The sequence below is a fragment of the Bombella sp. ESL0378 genome (assembly GCF_009725845.1).
GTDB classification, from domain to species: domain Bacteria; phylum Pseudomonadota; class Alphaproteobacteria; order Acetobacterales; family Acetobacteraceae; genus Bombella; species Bombella pollinis.
Map to the genome: position 1 here is coordinate 14,100 of NZ_WNIF01000004.1, position 15,886 is coordinate 29,985.

Below are 15,886 nucleotides of genomic sequence, written 5' to 3' on the forward strand. Positions count from 1 at the left end.
TGGCTAGGCAAAACGTGAGAAGTCCGGCAGGGGGGTGTGGTTGGTAATGAGGCCGTCCAACGCGTAGCGAAGCGCATCGATATAATGGTTATTGGCGTCTTCAATATGGGGGAGGATGTCGCCGGTGAGAGGGTCAGTTTTATAGCGATAGAGGCGGAACTCCCGTGCGGTTTCTACGCAGCGTGGATGGATATGGATGGCGCGGAATGATTTGAGACGCTCTATGCCGTCTTGCACGCTGCCGGGCCATTTTTTGGCGGATGTGATACGGAAGTGATGGCGGTTTTTGAGGTAATTGATGGTTTCGGGGCGGGCATTATCGGCGCGGATAGGCCAATGACGGATGGCGGGGAGTGTCTCGAAGAGGGAGGGGAGTTGGTCTAGGGGGATGTTTGTGCCGCCAGCCTCATAGTCGATATGGAGGATATCGTCATGGATGAAGCAGCGGACGAGAGCGGTGGGGTCCCGTGAGAAGCCCCAATCTACACCGAAATAGAAGCGGCAAGATTCGGGAGTGGTGAATGATTTTATGCTGACGCGGTCGGGGAAGATGAGGGCATCATGATGCTGTTGGTAATCTCCTTCCCAAATATGGTCGTAATCTTGTGGGCGTAATGTTTGGTCGCGTTTTCGTTCCTCATTCAAAACATTTGGGAACCAAGGGTTGTCGGACCAGCGTGCGTGGATGGTGATGATGGAGGGGTCATCCTCATGAGAGGGGTTACGCATGAAGGCATCGACAGGGTCGGAAGGGTGGTTGGGGTTCCAGCTGAACCAGATTTCTGAACCGGGCTTGCGGATGGTGGGGCGGAGGAGTTTGAGGGAGTGGGCGGAGAGGGATTGGGCTTCTTCCACCCATGCGATGTTCATGCCTTCGAGTGATTTAATGGTTTCGGCGTTATGGGTTTGCATGCCTTGGAACAAGATGACGCCTCCGCCGGGGGTGATGATTTCTCTCTCTTTAATGGTGAAGTGGTGGTGTAATCCTAGCCGGTTGATTGTGTCGCAAAGTAACTGATGAACAGATGTTGCGAGGGATTTTTGGATTTCGCGGATGCAGACAGCGCGGAGGCCGGGGTGGAGTGTGGCTTGTTCGATTAATAAGCCGGCGAAGAAGTGGGATTTGCCGGAGCCGCGGCCGCCCCAGATGCCCTTATAGCGTGATGGTTTGAGCAAGGGAGCAAAGGCACGTGGGGTGGTGATGGTGAGGTGGGTCTGAGGCGGCATGAGGGTTTACCCCTTCATTAAGGTATCAGTTTTATTATCTGGAGGAGGGGTGTTGGGGTCGATAATGACGCGTTGGATAGTGTGAAGGGGGCCGCCCTCTTGGCCAGTATGTTCGACTGTTTGTCGTTCACCATAGCGTTTGGGCGCGCGCCGGGCCATAAGCCAGCGAAGTGTGTCGAACCGGAGTTTAAAGAGGTTGACGGTGGCGGTGTCGGCTTTATCGGGCAGGGTTGCAAGATGAGAGAGGATTTTGGCCTCTAAGCTATCAGCTGAGAGGTCTCTTGCATGGCGGTAGCGGGGAAGGAGGGCTGGTTTTTTGTATAGCCAGCGATAGAAGCTACGGAGGGTGGGGCGATGTGTGCCAGAGCAGATGTCATGCAAGGGGTGGCCGAGCATGAGGTCCTCCATCATTTCATCAAAGAGAGATTGTGAGAACGTGACGGGCTTTTTGCGCTGTGTCTTCATGTAAGGTGTTTGAGATGTGCAGAGTGGCGAATGGGCCGACCAGAGAAAAGGGGGAGGCGTTTGCTCTCTAGCGTGCTGATTTGTAGTTCCCTATGGGTGCGGAGGCGGAGCTGAGTGAGTGTTAGAGCGGAGATATAGGCGTCCTCTGCTATGACGGCATTGCGTTGTTTGAGGAAGGGGATGGCTCTAATGACAGCATTTTGTTTCAGGCCCAAAATAAGTTCATCGCGCCAGCTAAGGGGAATGTCAGCTCTATGATGGAGGTCTGGTGCTTCATAGAGGGGGCAGAGAACGAGGCGGGGGCCGTCCTCGGCTAAAACGACGCAGCGGCCGCGTTTGGTTGTGACAATGCGACCGCGTCCGAGCGGCTGCTCGGCGGTAGAGAGGGCCTGTGCCATAAGAGACATCCGTTTTTTAGAGAAGGAATATGTGGGATGAGCCGTATGAAAGGGGCTCTATCGACCAGATTCTAGGTGCCGGGTTGCGGCAATAAAAAAGCCGTATGCCTTATTGGCACACGGCTCGCGATGATGAGGTTTTTATAGGGGAAAGCGGGCGGGCTGTCAATGAGAAAATGAGGTGGTGGTGATTTTATTTAGGAGCGTAGTTCAACAGCGGTGATTTTCTGCGGTTTGTTGAGGATATGTTCGCCATGTTGGATGATTTTTTGCATGCCTTTAGGGGCGATATTATAGGTTTTGGAGAGGGTGGGAATATCTAACCCTTGGCGGTGTTGTCGGGCGATATGGACGGCTTGGCGGGCTTTGGCGCGCCGTTGTTCTAGCCAAAAATCAGCGAGCATCTCTAGCGTGGTGGCGCAGTCATCGGCGGCTTTTTTGCGGGCGCGATCGGGGTGGAGATTAGGGTAGAGTTTGGAGCCGAGTGAGGTAAAGGACCATCCCAACCCAAGTAAATTGACGAGGAGTTGATGCCGCTCGCGCCCTGCATGGCGGCGGAATGCTTTAAGGCGGCCCCACGCTTTGCCTTGTAGGGCGTTAAAGGTGAGGACATTTCCTGCGAGGGCAGGGGCTCCGCCATCTTTCATGATGTCGAGATAGCCATGCTCGGCCAACATCCAATCTTTAACCCATTGTTCTGCCTCCGAAATTACTTCAGCTTTGAGGCGTGAAGAAAGCGCGCCTAGGGTATTGGCGCGGCGGCGGCGGCGGCCAAGGGTCTCATAATCGACCTTGCGTGTGCGTTCCCGTGTGGGGGTGGTGATAAGATGGGTGGTGCGTGACAAAGGACGACTCCTCAAAAATGAATCATGATGGGGTAGAGGCGTGGGTTTTTGAGAGGATGGTGTGGGTATTTTTCCTTATAAAAGATGTGTAAGCGACATCTAGCCGAGGAACAGTTTTAAAATGCGGGGAAATATCCTCGAATGTCAAGTTAAATTAGGGGAAAATCCCGTATAGACATTTTTTTTGGAATTAGGGATAATTCCCGCATGTCTATTGAATCGTTATTGAATCTTCTTGATACGCTTTTGGATGAGCAGGGTCTTTCAGATAGACGGGCTTGTTTGAAGGCGCGTGAGATTAATCCTGCTGTTGGGGTGGATTTTTTGCGGGATATGCGCCGGAGAAAACATCTACCGCGGACGGATAAATTGGCGGCTTTGGCGCAAGTGCTTGGTGTGCCGGTGAGTCGTTTGGTAGCGGAAATTAGCCATAAGGGGGAAGAAGACGCAGCGCAGGCCTCTGATGGGGCGTCTGCGCCTTCTTTGCCAGTAGCGCAGATTCAAGTTTGTGGAGAGGTGCAGGCTGGAGTGTGGAAAGAGGCGCAGGAATGGCCTGTGCTGGACCGTTATGCCATTACGATCCCGCAGGATTCGGCATATCCAGGGCTAAAGCGTTATGGGCTGATGGTGAAGGGGCAGTCCATGAATCGGGTGTTTCAAGAAGGTTCGGTGGTGATTGTCATTAATTTCTCCGAATTGGGGCGTAGGCCGCGGAATGGGGATTATGTGGTGGCGATGCAGCGCTCGGATGTTTCGGATAGTTTTGAAGCAACGATTAAGGCGGTGCAGATTAAAGCGAGTGGGCAGATGGTATTATGGCCGCAAAGTACGGAGCCGGAGTTTCAGGCTCCTTTGATTCTACCGGGGCCTGAAACGACTGTGTGCCATAGTGCGGCGGAAAGCCCGAATGTAACGATTTTAGCGTTGGTAGTGGGGAGTTATATGCCTATGCCCAAGGCGTCCTTTTAAAGGCGTTATCCCATATTAGGATGGTATGAGGATGAACGCGAAGCCTAAAGGTGATGGGGAGGAGGGGATACGGCGCATCCTGCATGTGGATATGGATGCGTTTTATGCGTCTATCGAGCAACGGGATAATCCAGCATTACGGGGGCGGCCTGTGGCGGTGGGGCGTGCTGTGGGACGGGGTGTGGTAGCGGCAGCGAGTTATGAGGCGCGTGCTTATGGGGTGCGGTCTGCTTTGCCCTCCCATAAAGCGTTGGAGCGGTGCCCGGAATTGATTTTTGTGCCGCCGCGTTTTGAGGTTTATCGGGCGGTATCGGCCCAGATTCATGACGTTTTTAGGCGTTATACGCTGATGATTCAGCCCCTTGCATTAGATGAAGCTTATTTGGATGTGACGGAACAATGGGCGGCTTATGGCTCGGCCACGGCGATTGCTGAGGCGATTCGGCGTGAGATTCAGAAAGAGACGGGTTTAACGGCATCAGCGGGGGTGTCGTATAATCGCTTTTTGGCGAAATTGGCGTCTGGGCAGCGGAAGCCTAATGGGTTGTTTGTGATTCCTCCTCAGCGGGGGGCGGCGTTTGTAGCGGATTTGCCGGTGGAGAGGTTTCATGGTGTGGGGCCTGCGACAACGGCGCGGATGCATAAGCTTGGGATTTATACGGGAGCGGATTTAAAGACATGGAGTGTGGCGGCGTTGCGTCAATATTTTGGGAGTTCTGCTCAGTTTTATCATGATATTGCGCGGGGGGTGGATTATCGACCGGTTGAGGTGAATAGGCCGCGCAAATCTTTGGGGACGGAGACGACCTTTGCGCGTGATGTAGAGGCGTGGGAGAGCCTTGCTGCTACATTGGAGGGGATTGTTGCGAAGTTGATAATGGCGTGTGAGCAGAAGTCCATTGCGGGGCGAACGGTGACGTTGAAGTTGCGTTATGCGGGGTTTCATACAGTAACGCGGGCGCGTTCGGCTCCGTTTCCGATTGTGGAGGGGGCTGTGTTACGGCGGATGGCTTTGGAATTATTGCGTAGTTTCTTCCCGTTGGAGCGGCCTATCCGTTTGCTTGGATTAACTATTTCTGCTCTTGGGGTGCGGGATGAGGTAGTGCCGGTGCAGATGGGGTTATTTGAGGAATAGAGGTTAAAAAAGGGATAGTTGTTTATGGAGTGGAGAGCGTAGATGATGGGGTGTGCCCCATGGCTAGTCATGGTGGCGAATCCTTAGAAGGGAGGGGCTTATGAGTGAGTTCCCAAAAAATGCGGCGGCGCGTGTTACGCTGAATGATGGGCAGACGATGCCGTGGATTGGCCTTGGTGTGTGGGAAACACCGCCGGATAAAACGGCTGAGGTGGTAAAGACGGCGATTGATGTTGGGTATAAGGCCGTTGATACAGCGCGGCTTTACCGCAATGAGGCGGGTGTTGGGGATGGTTTGCGTGATCATCCTGATATCTTCGTGACAACGAAAGTATGGAATGATGAGCAGGGTTATGATGCGACCTTGCGGGCTTTTGATGAGAGTGCGCGTTTATTAAAACGTGATGTTGTGGATTTATATCTCATCCATTGGGCGATGCCGCAGCAGGGTTTATATGTAGAGACATGGAAGGCTTTGATTGAGCTGAAAAAGCAAGGGCGTGTGCGCTCTATTGGGGTTTCTAATTTTGAGAAAGACCATCTCCAGAAGATTATTGAGGAGACGGGTGTTGTCCCCGCAGTGAATCAGATTGAGATTCATCCTGTGTTTCAACAAGAGGCGTTGCGGGCTTTCCATAAAGAGGTTGGGATTCAGACAGAGGCATGGCGGCCCTTGGGGAAGGGGACGGTGTTAGATAATGAGGTGATTGGCCGTATTGCGAAGCGGCATCATAAAAGCCCTGCCCAAGTGATTCTGCGGTGGCATTTGCAGAATGAGGTTATTGTCATCCCTAAATCGGTGCATCGGGAGCGCATGGCAGAGAATGTGGCGTTGTTTGACTTTGTTTTGACAGCCGATGAAATGGCGGCGATACGGACGCTTGACCGCTCTGATGGGCGGATGGGAGCGGACCCGGCTCATCCGGTATTTTAGGCGGGGAGGGCGTTCCTTCAATAAGGGGACGCCCTTTTTAGTGAGGAGTTAGATGTCCAAAAGCTCGACAGAGCGGGCTTGTTCTTGAATGAACTGGAAGCGAAGTTCCGGCTTGCGCCCCATGAGGCTTTCGATGCGGTTGCGCGTGAGGAGGTTCTCTTCCGTGGGGACGGTAACGCGCAACAGGGTGCGGCGTGTGGGTGACATGGTGGTTTCTTTAAGGTCGGAGACGGGCATTTCTCCAAGGCCTTTAAAGCGAGAGATTTCGACCTTAGCGTTAGGCTTAAAGTCTGTTTTTAGACGGCGGTCGCGGTCGAGATCATCCATGGCGTAGATGGTTTTGCTGCCATGAGTGAGGCGATAAAGAGGGGGTTGGGCGAGGTAAAGATGGCCTTGCCGGACGAGGTCGGGCATCTCGCGGAAGAAGAAGGTCATCAATAAGGAAGCGATATGGGCACCATCGACATCGGCATCTGTCATGATGATGATGCGGCCATAGCGGAGTTTGGAGAGGTCTAATGTTTTGCCAAAGCCGCAGCCCATGGCCTCGATGAGGTCGCGTAGCTCGGTATTGGTGCGGAGTTTTTCTTGCGTGGCGGAGGCGACATTGAGAATCTTGCCGCGTAGGGGGAGGACGGCTTGTGTTTCTCTATCGCGCGCTTGGCGGGCGGAACCACCGGCGGATTCCCCCTCAACAAGGAAAAGCTCGGTCTCATGGGCGTTGCTGCGGGAGCAGTCGGTTAATTTGCCGGGGAGGCGTAGGCGGCGCGTGGCGGTTTTGCGTGTTGTCTCACGAGCTTCACGGCGGCGGAGGCGTTCTTCAGCGCGTTCAACAATATAGCTGACGAGGTTATCAGCTTGCTGGGGATTGCCACCGAGCCAATGGTCGATGCGGTCGCGCAGGGCACCTTCCACCAAGCGGCTGGCTTCTTGTGTGGTGAGGCGGTCTTTCGTTTGGCCTTGGAATTGGGGGTTACGGATAAAGACAGAGAGGCGGGCATTGATGGTGCCGAGAATATCCTCGGCTGTAATGGCGTTGGAGCGGCGGATTTTGCGTTGGTCGCCCCAGTTGCGAAACCCTTTGACAAGGGCAGCGCGGAGGCCATTTTCATGCGTGCCGCCTTGGGGGGTGGGGATGGTGTTGCAGTAGGAGATGAGGGTGCTGCTGCCTTGGTCTAAAAAGGCGATGGCCCATTCGACACGGCCGCCGGGTTGGCCATCTGCGGCGATGGGGAGGTCGGCTTGGCCAGCCCAAAGGGGGGTTAGCAGAGAAGGGGTGGAGCCGAGGTCATCTTTCAGGGCATCTTCTAGCCCATTAGGGTAGGAGATGACAGTATGGGCAGGCGGGGCGTTTTCCCCCTTGAGGAGGTCTGCTGCGCAAGACCATGAGATGCTCACACCATGAAAAAGGGCGGCTTTAACTTGGCATTGGCGGTAAAGGCGTTGGGGTGAAAAATGGAGGGGGCCGAAAATCTCGCTATCGGGGGTGAAGCGGACCATAGTGCCGCGTTTGATAGCGGGTTTGGTATTTTCTAGCGTACTGGTGGTGTGGCCGCGTGAGAAGGTTTGTCGCCAGCCTTTGCGGTTGCGATAGACTTCTACCTCTAAATGGGAGGCGAGGGCATTGACAACAGAGCTGCCCACACCATGCAAGCCGCCAGAGGTAGCGTAGGATTTACCAGAGAACTTACCACCAGCATGGAGGGTAGTGAAAATGACCTCTAGGGCGGATTTTTCTGGGAAGCGAGGGTGAGGATCGGTGGGGATGCCGCGTCCATTATCGCGGACCATCAGGGTATGGGCGTCTTCGAGATGGACCTCGATAAGCGTTGCATGGCCTGCTACGGCTTCATCCATAGCGTTATCGATGATTTCAGAAGCGAGGTGATGATAGGCGGTATCATCTGTGCCGCCGATATACATGCCGGGGCGACGGCGGACAGGCTCTAACCCTTCGAGAACTTCAATAGACTCGGCATCATATGTATGAGGAGATGAGGGGTTGGAGGGGCTGGGTAGCTCGTCCTGTCCGAACATATCGGCCATTCTGTGGTCCTGTTTTAGATGATGTGTGTGGATGTCCTAGCGGCGGCGGGTGCGGGTACGATGAGGGACACTGGGGGCGGTGCAACTCTCGTAAGAGGCAGGTTGGGCGATGTCTTTAGCCTCGGCATAATGGGCGAGATCGGAGCTTGAATCGTCTAGGGCATCAACCTCATCATACATAGGGACGCGCTGGGCGCAGAAGGCTGTGCCTGATTTGAGGCCGCCGAGTGATTGTACATCAGCAAGCTGGGTGATGTAATCATCGTGCTTTCTTTGAGCTTGGCTGCCAAAGGTACGGCGGAAATAGGAATCGAGGTGTTTTTCTGATTCAGTAAGGATGGGGAGGAAGCGGGTGATGAATTGGTTATAGCGATCTTGCGTATGGCAGGAGAGAGCTGTGACCATGAGCTCGGATTTGAGGCCAGCAAGATTAAAGGCTGAGTGGTCTGCCTCTGATGTGTGGCAGGCAGCCCCATAAGCTGCGGGCAAGCCGGAACAGAGTAACGCAGTAGAAAGAGCTAGCCCTGTTTTAAGAAAGGCTAGGCGGCGAAACAGAAGAGACATTTAGAAAACTCCCGCAAACAGGTCTTTCGCCTCTTATCATGCTCTTGGGGGAAAGTCTGCCCCTTTGGTGGTAGGAGGGAGGAAAGAAATATACGAGATTGCATTCTCATGAGTGCGTTGAGAGCGTATCGTGCCGGTGCGAATCTGCCACATGAGGGGATATCTCTGATGGGGCCTTGGATAGTGACGTGTTTTGAAGGAGTGTGCTGTGCAGCATAATAGCGTTTTATTAAAAGGATTGATGGGGGCGGCTTTGCTCGCTTTTAGTGGATGTGCGGGGAATCAATCACGGACATCAGAGACGGCGATGCTACCGAATCCTTTTGCGAATGAGAAACGGGCGGCGCGGTGTGAGGTGTCGCCTTTACAGACAGATGCTACAGGGCGGATGAGTGTGACGATGACCGTGCTGGCAGGTGATGGGGGTATGTGCCCCTTTGCTGTCAGTAAAGGTGGTGGTGGGAGCTATGTTTCCTTTGGGGTAGTGCCGGCCCCAGAGCATGGGAAGGTTTTTCTCTATAGCTATGATAACCGGACTTATGTCGAATATACGCCTGCGGTGGATTATAAGGGGGATGATTCTTTCTCTGTGGAGTTAATCCCTGCTCATGCACAACCGCGCCGTATGGTGGCAGTGCAGGTGCATGTTGAGCAACCTGCTGGTGTTGCCGCTGTAGCTGCTGGGGAGGTGAGTAAAAAATCTGTGGTTGTCGCGCATAAGAGGCGCGTTGTGGCCCATAAAGCGGTCACTAAGGCAGCACAACCTAACGTGAAGAAGTAAGAGATTATGCGGATGGAGGTTTGTAGGGCTTCATCCGCATATAAATTAGTTAGGTGACTATAAAGAAACCGGCATAGTGTGTGGCTATGCCGGTTTCTTTGTTAGAGAGAATATTGATAGGGAATGTTACTGGAAGTCGATTTCCACACGGCGGTTTTGTGGTTCTGCTTTACCGGGACGTGTGGAGACGAGCGGTTGGGTATCGCCATAGCCATGGATGTCGATTACCCCAGAGGGAACACCATCACGAATCAGCTCCGCTTTGACGCTTTGGGCACGGCGTAGCGAAAGGGCCATGTTGTAGCTGCTCGCTTTTTTGCTGCCGGGGTGAACGGCAGAGGAATCGGCATGGCCATTTACTTGGATGCGAGTAAATTGCGCGGAAGTAGAGTTACGCGCGGCGGTCTCTACGATTGAGCGGGCGCGATCGGATAATGTATCGCGGTCCCAATCGAAAAAGACAAGATAGGTGCGAATGGGGGCAGGGGCTGGGGCAGCAATGGTTTGTGTTGGTTTGGGCGGTGGGGGGGCCGGGTTGAACTCATACCGCAAGCCAAGCATTAAAGAGTGGTTGAAGTCAGTCCGGCTGCTACGGCGGCCGCCTACAGGACCGCTATTTGTATTGGCGATGTTATAGCTCGCTTCTGCATAATGACGGTGATGGCCCGTAATAGTGTAGAAGCGATATTCCATCGTGGTGGAAAGGCCAACGACCCACGGGATAGGGAGGGATGTCCCGAAGATACCTTGGTAAGCAAAGCCGTTAGCACCATCATCTACACGCTGACGGAAGCCTTTATTGGCTCCTGTCCCTTGGATGGTGGTGTTTGTGAATTGCCGTGCATAGCCAATACCAAAGCCGAAATAGGGGTAAATCCAATTCTGGCCGATATCCATATCAAATAAGGCGTTCGCCATGCCGCCATATTTTTGCTGATGGCCGTGAGCGGTGGAGCTGAAGCCGGGGGAGTGGAAGCGGGAGAGACGGTTATTACGGTAGTTCCCTTCGACTTCCACACGGAAACCGTTGCCTAGCCCCCAGCCGATGCTACCGAGGCCGGTGATGCCTGTCGTATAATCATCACGACCATGGGGAAAGAGCTTTGTATGTGGGTTGACAGTCTGTGATTGGTTGAAGCTTGCTCCAGCGGCTCCAGCAACATAGAGGCCGCGGACGGGTTGCGCTTTTGCCGCACCAAACGCCATGGCTGACAGGCAGGCGACACAGGCACCACGGGCCAGCAGTGATGTAATGGAGGTGCGTGCAGTCATGTAATTACTCTCCAACCAGACAGATGGTTATTCTTTTCTCTGAAAATGGAGGCAAAAGCAATGGAGGAACTGGCCATAGTAGCATTTGGCCGCATCGAATGAGAGGAAATGTGGCCTATTGGTTACAGGTTGGTGGCTGTGGCGTTTGTGAACAAGGTTGTTTGTTTAGTGGATACGCCGGGTGCCGAGTTCTTTTTCTAGGGGGTGGGTGATGTCGGGGACATCAATCTCAATAACCCAGAGGTCAGGGTCAAAGCGTTTTTGGCGTTCGAGATAGTGCATTGCTTGTTGTGCGGTAGATTCTGTGGCGGTGGCTGTGAAATTATGGCGATGCCAACTTGTATCATCTTCTTGTAAAATGGCGGTTTGGCCGTCCCTGGCGGTGAGTATGATAAAGATGCTGCCAGCATCTTCATCGCCTTTATGGGCAATAACGGCGATGAGGCCATTTTGGTTGAGGCGGCGTAATGTGGCGCGTATCCAAAAGCCGGATTTAAGACCGTGGACCATGGGGAGTTTCTTTCTGCAATGGAGGGGGTTAGGGAGCGTTTATGGTGGGGGTGCTGAATAGGGCAGCCTGATAAAAATGCGGCTTAGAGAGTACAGTGAGGGCGGTGGAGAGGTCGGTTATTGTGGGGGGAGAGGGGGGGCAAATAGCGCGGAGGGCAAGGCGTGTATCGGCTGGACTATCCTCATGGATGAGATGTGCTTGTTGTAGGGTCGTGGCCATTAGGGAGTGCCCTTCTTGCAAAGCAGAGAATTGGGCTTTGAGAGAATAATGGCTTTGTGGGGTGGTGCAGATAGAGGGAATGACCCCAAGCCCTTGTAAACTCCACCCTTGGGGGGCGTTCAGCCGTGCCCATGAGAGGGCAAGATGGCCCCCATTAGGTAGTGTGGTGGAAATCTGAACCATACCTTTGCCAAAGCTTGAGCTGCCAATAATGATGGCACGGTGGTGGTCTGCCAAGGCGGCGGCGAGGATCTCGGCCGCACTGCCTGTATTTTTATCGACTAAAAGGGCGAGGGCTGTGTTGTTGGTGAGGTCTCCGCCTTGGATGCTCCATACATGGTTGGATTCAGGAGCGCGGCCGTCCGTTGTGGTAATAACGCCGTGATCTAAAAAGAGGGCGGCGGTCATAACGGCTTGTTGGAGGATGCCGCCGTGATTTCCTCTCAGGTCTAGCACAAGGCCGGGATGGGAGGGGATGTGTGTTTTTGGCGGGGAGGCGTGGGGAAGGTCACCCTCTAAGGTTGTCGGAGGGAAAAAGGCGGAGAGATATTGGCTGATTTCCTCGGCTGTGTGAGGCAAAAACTGCGTTACATGCAGGAGGGGAAGGTGGCCGATATGGTCTGGGAAGACGCTTTCTTCCCCCATAAGAGAGAGGGTGAAATTACGGGTGAGTTTTTGGCCATCTTGGAGGCGGAAGCTTAGCTGTATGGTGCTCCCTTTTGGCCCGGTAAGGGCTTTTTGAAGGTCTTTTAATGGGGTGTTGCGGGTGCTGTGATGGTTGATGCTGATGAGCCTATCGCCGGGTGTGATGCCAGCATCCCATAGCGGGCTATTGAGGTTGATAGCCGCAACAGCGGGGAAGTGTGCGTGTGATTGACGGAGTGTGAGGCCCACGCTGGCTATAATGGTTTGGGGAGGTGTTGGAGGAGATGTGGTGTGTGTAGGCGGTTGGTAGCGAGAATAGGGGTCTAGTTGGGTGAGCAGCCCATTGAGGAAAAGGGTTAGGCAGGTTTCATCCTTATAAGGATAGAGATTGGGGAGGCTATGACGTAGGGTCGCGATGAAGCGCGTGCTGAGTTGGCTCCAGCCGAGGATGTCATCTTTATGGGGAGTAGGCTCGTCTAATAGCCGTTGAGAGCCATAAAAGAGCGTGAGATGGGAGGGGGTTGTGTGGGAGGTAGGCTCTATCGTGAGGGTGAGATTGATGTGAGCTGTAAGAGGAGAGGAGGCTTTAACAAGGGCGTGCATTCCCCAGAGGCATAGATTCTGTGGGGTTTGAGGTGTGAGTAGCCGCGGCATCATGAAGGTAAGGGCAGCGGCGAGTGTTTGTTGTGTTTGTTGGTCTTCCGCATCCAGAGTGATGGGAGGAGGGGGTGGTGTTATAGCAGGCGCGGGGGAGCTTAGAGGGGACGAAGGCGTTTTTTGTGAGGATATATGTGGGTGTGTCTGGGCGTCTGGTGTGAGGCGTTGGATGAAGTGACGCCAAAAATTAGAGGATGCCGCCTGTGCAGAGGCTGAGCTTGTTAATCCTGCTGTGAATAAAGCCCCGCACAGGGTAAGCAGTGCCGGGGGCATCAAAAGGGAGCGCAGGCAACGGGCTGACATCATATGAGGCGATGCTACATAAGGGTGAAAGGGGGCTGGAGGTGAGGGATACGCTGCAGCCTGCAAGAGGCGCAACAGATGAGGCCTACTAAGTAGGGAGAGAGGGTTTCTCCAAGGGGTACTTAGAGGGTCTCTCTCCTATTATGCGGTATTCTTTATAGAAGGAAAGTTAAAAAGGCATATCGTCTTCGCTTAGGGGTGTTGTGGGGGTTTTGGTTTTAGGCGTACTTGCCTTGCGTTTTGTCGTTGTACTAGAAGCACTCGCTTTTTTGGCGGGTGCTTTTTTCTTAGCGGTTGTTGTGGTTTTTTTCGTGGTTGTTTTTTTGGTGGTAGTCTTTTTTGTAGCTGTTTTGCGCCCGCCCTTTAGGGGTTTGCCTTTTTCATCCAATAAGGCGAGGGCTTCTTCTAGGGTAATATCATCCATTGAATCCCCTTTAGGGAGGGTGGCGATGAGTTGCCCATGCTGTACATAGGGGCCGAATCGGCCTTTGCGGACCATAACGGCTTCACCATCCTTGGGGTGTGTGCCTAATGTGCGGATAGAGGCGAGTTTTTTGGCTAAGGCATCAACAGCGCGATTGAGCCCGATGGTGAGGACGTCATCATCTTTGCTGAGCGTGCCATAAATGCTGCCCATTTTTACGAAAGGTCCGAAGCGGCCTAAGCCTGCGGTGATCATTTCGCCTGTTTCTGGATGGGGGCCAACCTCGCGAGGGAGGGAGAGGAGGCCGATGGCTTCTTTAAGGGTGAGTTCCTCTCCGTTGCGGTCTTTGGGGATGGTGGCGCGTTTAGGTTTGGCTTTTTTATCCTCTGGGTCGGGTTCGCCACGTTGGACATAAAGACCGTAAGGGCCACGGCGGAGGGTGATGTCCTCCCCAGTGGCGGGGTCATGGCCGAGCAGGCGCATCCCATCGGGGAGGGCGGTGTCCTCGCCATTATCAACGGTGAGAGGCCGTGTGGTGCGACATTCTGGATAGTTGGAGCAGCCAAGGAAGGCCCCATGACGCCCTAATTTGAGGCCGAGCCGCCCATCCGTGCAGGAAGGGCAATGGCGCGGGTCGCTGCCATCTGGGCGGGGGGGGAAGAAATGATTGCCGAGGTCTTGATCCAACGCATCAATTACATCGGAGATTTTGAGGTCTTTTGTTTTGGCAACGGTTGCAGAGAAGTCCTGCCAGAACGCGGACATGACATCATGCCAATCGGCTCGACCATCGGAAATATCATCAAGTTGCGTCTCAAGCGAGGCGGTGAAGCCTGTATCGACATAGCGTTGGAAGAAGGAGGTGAGGAAGGCGGTAACGAGCCGACCGCGATCCTCTGGGATAAAGCGGCGGGCCTCGAGACGGACATAGTTGCGGTCGCGCAGGACGCTGAGGATGGACGCATAGGTGGAAGGGCGACCGATGCCGATTTCTTCCATCTTTTTAACGAGAGAGGCCTCGGAGTAGCGCGGTGGTGGTTGGGTGAAATGTTGCTCGGCTTTGACGTCTTTTGTGTTTAGCGAGTCGCCTTCTGCCATCGCGGGGAGGAGGCGATTTTGGTCGTCATCGTTGCTTTTGTCTTTATCGTCATGGCCTTCGATATAGAGTTTTAAAAAACCATCAAAGGCGATGATGGAGCCTGTAGCACGCAGGAGGGTTTGGTCGGTATTATCGCCGATGGTAATGGCTGTTTGGTCGAGTTCTGCCGATTGCATTTGAGAGGCGACAGAACGCTTCCAAATCAGCTCATAAAGGCGTTTTTGGTCCGCTGTGAGGACGGCAGCAACGGCATCGGGCGTGCGAGATACATCGGTGGGGCGGATGGCCTCGTGGGCTTCCTGTGCGTTTTTGGCTTTTGTGGCGTAAGAGCGGGGTTTGGCGGGGCAGTAATCCTTGCCGAAAGCTGTGTTGATATGGGAGCGGATGGCTTGTACTGCCTCTGTGGCCATTGTAACGCCATCGGTACGCATATAGGTGATAAGGCCGACCGTCTCGCCATTGAGGTCCACCCCTTCATAAAGCTGTTGAGCGGTGCGCATGGTGGTTTGTGCGCTCATGCCCAGCTTGCGGGAGGCTTCTTGCTGGAGGGTGGAGGTGGTGAAGGGCGGGGCGGGGTTGCGGCGTGTGCGTTTGCGCTCAATCTTGCGGACGCTGAGAGCCGAGGTGCGGACGAGGTCACGCGCTTTATGGGCTGTAGCTTCATCAGGAAGGGCGAATTGGTCGAGCTTTTTGCCTTCAAGATGGGTTAATTTGGCGGAGAAATCGGCCTTTTTAGGTGTGGTAAAGAGGCCTTCCACACTCCAATATTCTTTTGCTTTAAAGACTTCAATCTCTGCTTCTCGTTCGCAGATGAGGCGTAGGGCCACAGATTGGACGCGCCCTGCACTGCGGCTGCCGGGTAGCTTGCGCCAGAGGACGGGGGAGAGGGTGAAGCCAACGAGATAATCTAGCGCACGGCGGGCGAGATAAGCATCAATAAGGGGGCGGTCTAGCGTGCGGGGGGCCTTCATGGCCGCGGCGATGGCGTTTTTGGTGATTTCGTTAAACGTGACGCGCTCGACCTCAATGCCTTTGAGGAGTTTCTTTTCTTCTAGTGCGCTGCGGACATGCCATGAGATGGCCTCGCCCTCTCTATCAGGGTCGGTAGCGAGAATGAGTTTGCTAGCCCCTTTGAGGGCTTTGGCAATGGCGGTGATTTGCTTGGAGCCGCGCTCATCAGTTTGCCACGACATAGCGAAGTTCTCGTCCGGGCGGACGCTGCCATCTTTTGGGGGGAGGTCCCGCACATGGCCAAATGAGGCGATGACAGTGTAGTCGCTGCCGAGATAACGGTTGATGGTTTTTGCCTTGGCGGGGCTTTCGACAACCACAACATTCTTCACGGCCATGAGTTTTTCCCGGTCTTTGATGTCTTAACTGACGATTCGGCAG

14 protein-coding genes are annotated in these 15,886 nt (G+C 54.1%); 4 read left to right on the forward strand and 10 right to left on the reverse strand.

From position 1 onward, the window contains the following. Positions 1 to 3 precede the first annotated feature (3 nt). The 4 genes from GM556_RS01330 to GM556_RS01345 all read right to left on the reverse strand — a co-directional run bounded on the left by GM556_RS01330 (position 4) and on the right by GM556_RS01345 (position 2,935). Complete coding sequence (locus GM556_RS01330; RefSeq protein WP_155579045.1) at positions 4 to 1,227, reverse strand: PBSX family phage terminase large subunit; 1,224 nt, start codon at positions 1,225 to 1,227, stop codon at positions 4 to 6. A 6-nt stretch (positions 1,228 to 1,233) separates the two neighbouring features. Next, a complete protein-coding gene (locus tag GM556_RS01335; protein ID WP_155572759.1) occupies positions 1,234 to 1,692 on the reverse strand; it encodes a hypothetical protein in 459 nt (152 codons plus the stop codon). Further along, positions 1,689 to 2,090, reverse strand: a complete 402-nt coding sequence (locus GM556_RS01340) for a hypothetical protein (protein ID WP_155579046.1) — start codon at positions 2,088 to 2,090, stop codon at positions 1,689 to 1,691. The genes GM556_RS01335 and GM556_RS01340 overlap by 4 nt, the downstream gene beginning before the upstream one ends. A gap of 197 nt (positions 2,091 to 2,287) precedes the next feature. Then, positions 2,288 to 2,935, reverse strand: a complete 648-nt coding sequence (locus GM556_RS01345) for a hypothetical protein (RefSeq protein WP_155572760.1) — start codon at positions 2,933 to 2,935, stop codon at positions 2,288 to 2,290. A gap of 207 nt (positions 2,936 to 3,142) precedes the next feature. On the opposite strand from GM556_RS01345, the gene GM556_RS01350 reads away from it, so the two are divergent. The 3 genes from GM556_RS01350 to GM556_RS01360 all read left to right on the forward strand — a co-directional run bounded on the left by GM556_RS01350 (position 3,143) and on the right by GM556_RS01360 (position 5,973). Further along, positions 3,143 to 3,904, forward strand: coding sequence for a LexA family transcriptional regulator (locus tag GM556_RS01350; protein ID WP_155572761.1), 762 nt, complete (start codon positions 3,143 to 3,145; stop codon positions 3,902 to 3,904). A gap of 31 nt (positions 3,905 to 3,935) precedes the next feature. Continuing rightward, the gene (gene dinB, locus GM556_RS01355) at positions 3,936 to 5,039 is read left to right on the forward strand and encodes a DNA polymerase IV (RefSeq protein WP_155572762.1); all 1,104 of its coding nucleotides are present in this window, start codon (positions 3,936 to 3,938) and stop codon (positions 5,037 to 5,039) included. A gap of 100 nt (positions 5,040 to 5,139) precedes the next feature. Further along, positions 5,140 to 5,973, forward strand: a complete 834-nt coding sequence (locus tag GM556_RS01360) for an aldo/keto reductase (protein WP_155572763.1) — start codon at positions 5,140 to 5,142, stop codon at positions 5,971 to 5,973. Between the two features lie 48 nt (positions 5,974 to 6,021). Here the strand turns inward: GM556_RS01360 and parE are convergent, their stop codons facing one another. Together parE and GM556_RS01370 are read right to left on the reverse strand one after the other, a co-directional pair. Next, positions 6,022 to 8,010 (reverse strand): DNA topoisomerase IV subunit B, encoded by a 1,989-nt coding sequence (gene parE / locus GM556_RS01365; protein ID WP_230873240.1) that lies wholly within the window; start codon positions 8,008 to 8,010, stop codon positions 6,022 to 6,024. Positions 8,011 to 8,055: 45 nt separating this feature from the next. Beyond that, complete coding sequence (locus GM556_RS01370) at positions 8,056 to 8,583, reverse strand: hypothetical protein (RefSeq protein ID WP_155579048.1); 528 nt, start codon at positions 8,581 to 8,583, stop codon at positions 8,056 to 8,058. Between the two features lie 208 nt (positions 8,584 to 8,791). Between GM556_RS01370 and GM556_RS01375 the strand changes: the two genes are divergently transcribed. Then, positions 8,792 to 9,364 (forward strand): Ig-like domain-containing protein, encoded by a 573-nt coding sequence (locus tag GM556_RS01375; RefSeq protein ID WP_370513563.1) that lies wholly within the window; start codon positions 8,792 to 8,794, stop codon positions 9,362 to 9,364. A 126-nt stretch (positions 9,365 to 9,490) separates the two neighbouring features. On the opposite strand, the gene GM556_RS01380 is transcribed toward GM556_RS01375, so the two are convergent. The 4 genes from GM556_RS01380 to topA all read right to left on the reverse strand — a co-directional run bounded on the left by GM556_RS01380 (position 9,491) and on the right by topA (position 15,837). Beyond that, the gene (locus GM556_RS01380) at positions 9,491 to 10,636 is read right to left on the reverse strand and encodes an OmpA family protein (protein ID WP_155579049.1); all 1,146 of its coding nucleotides are present in this window, start codon (positions 10,634 to 10,636) and stop codon (positions 9,491 to 9,493) included. A 165-nt stretch (positions 10,637 to 10,801) separates the two neighbouring features. Beyond that, positions 10,802 to 11,146 (reverse strand): DUF1491 family protein, encoded by a 345-nt coding sequence (locus GM556_RS01385; RefSeq protein ID WP_155579050.1) that lies wholly within the window; start codon positions 11,144 to 11,146, stop codon positions 10,802 to 10,804. Positions 11,147 to 11,174: 28 nt separating this feature from the next. Continuing rightward, the gene (locus GM556_RS01390) at positions 11,175 to 12,974 is read right to left on the reverse strand and encodes a S41 family peptidase (protein WP_155579051.1); all 1,800 of its coding nucleotides are present in this window, start codon (positions 12,972 to 12,974) and stop codon (positions 11,175 to 11,177) included. Positions 12,975 to 13,140: 166 nt separating this feature from the next. Beyond that, positions 13,141 to 15,837, reverse strand: coding sequence for a type I DNA topoisomerase (gene topA, locus GM556_RS01395; RefSeq protein ID WP_370513565.1), 2,697 nt, complete (start codon positions 15,835 to 15,837; stop codon positions 13,141 to 13,143). Positions 15,838 to 15,886 lie beyond the last annotated feature (49 nt).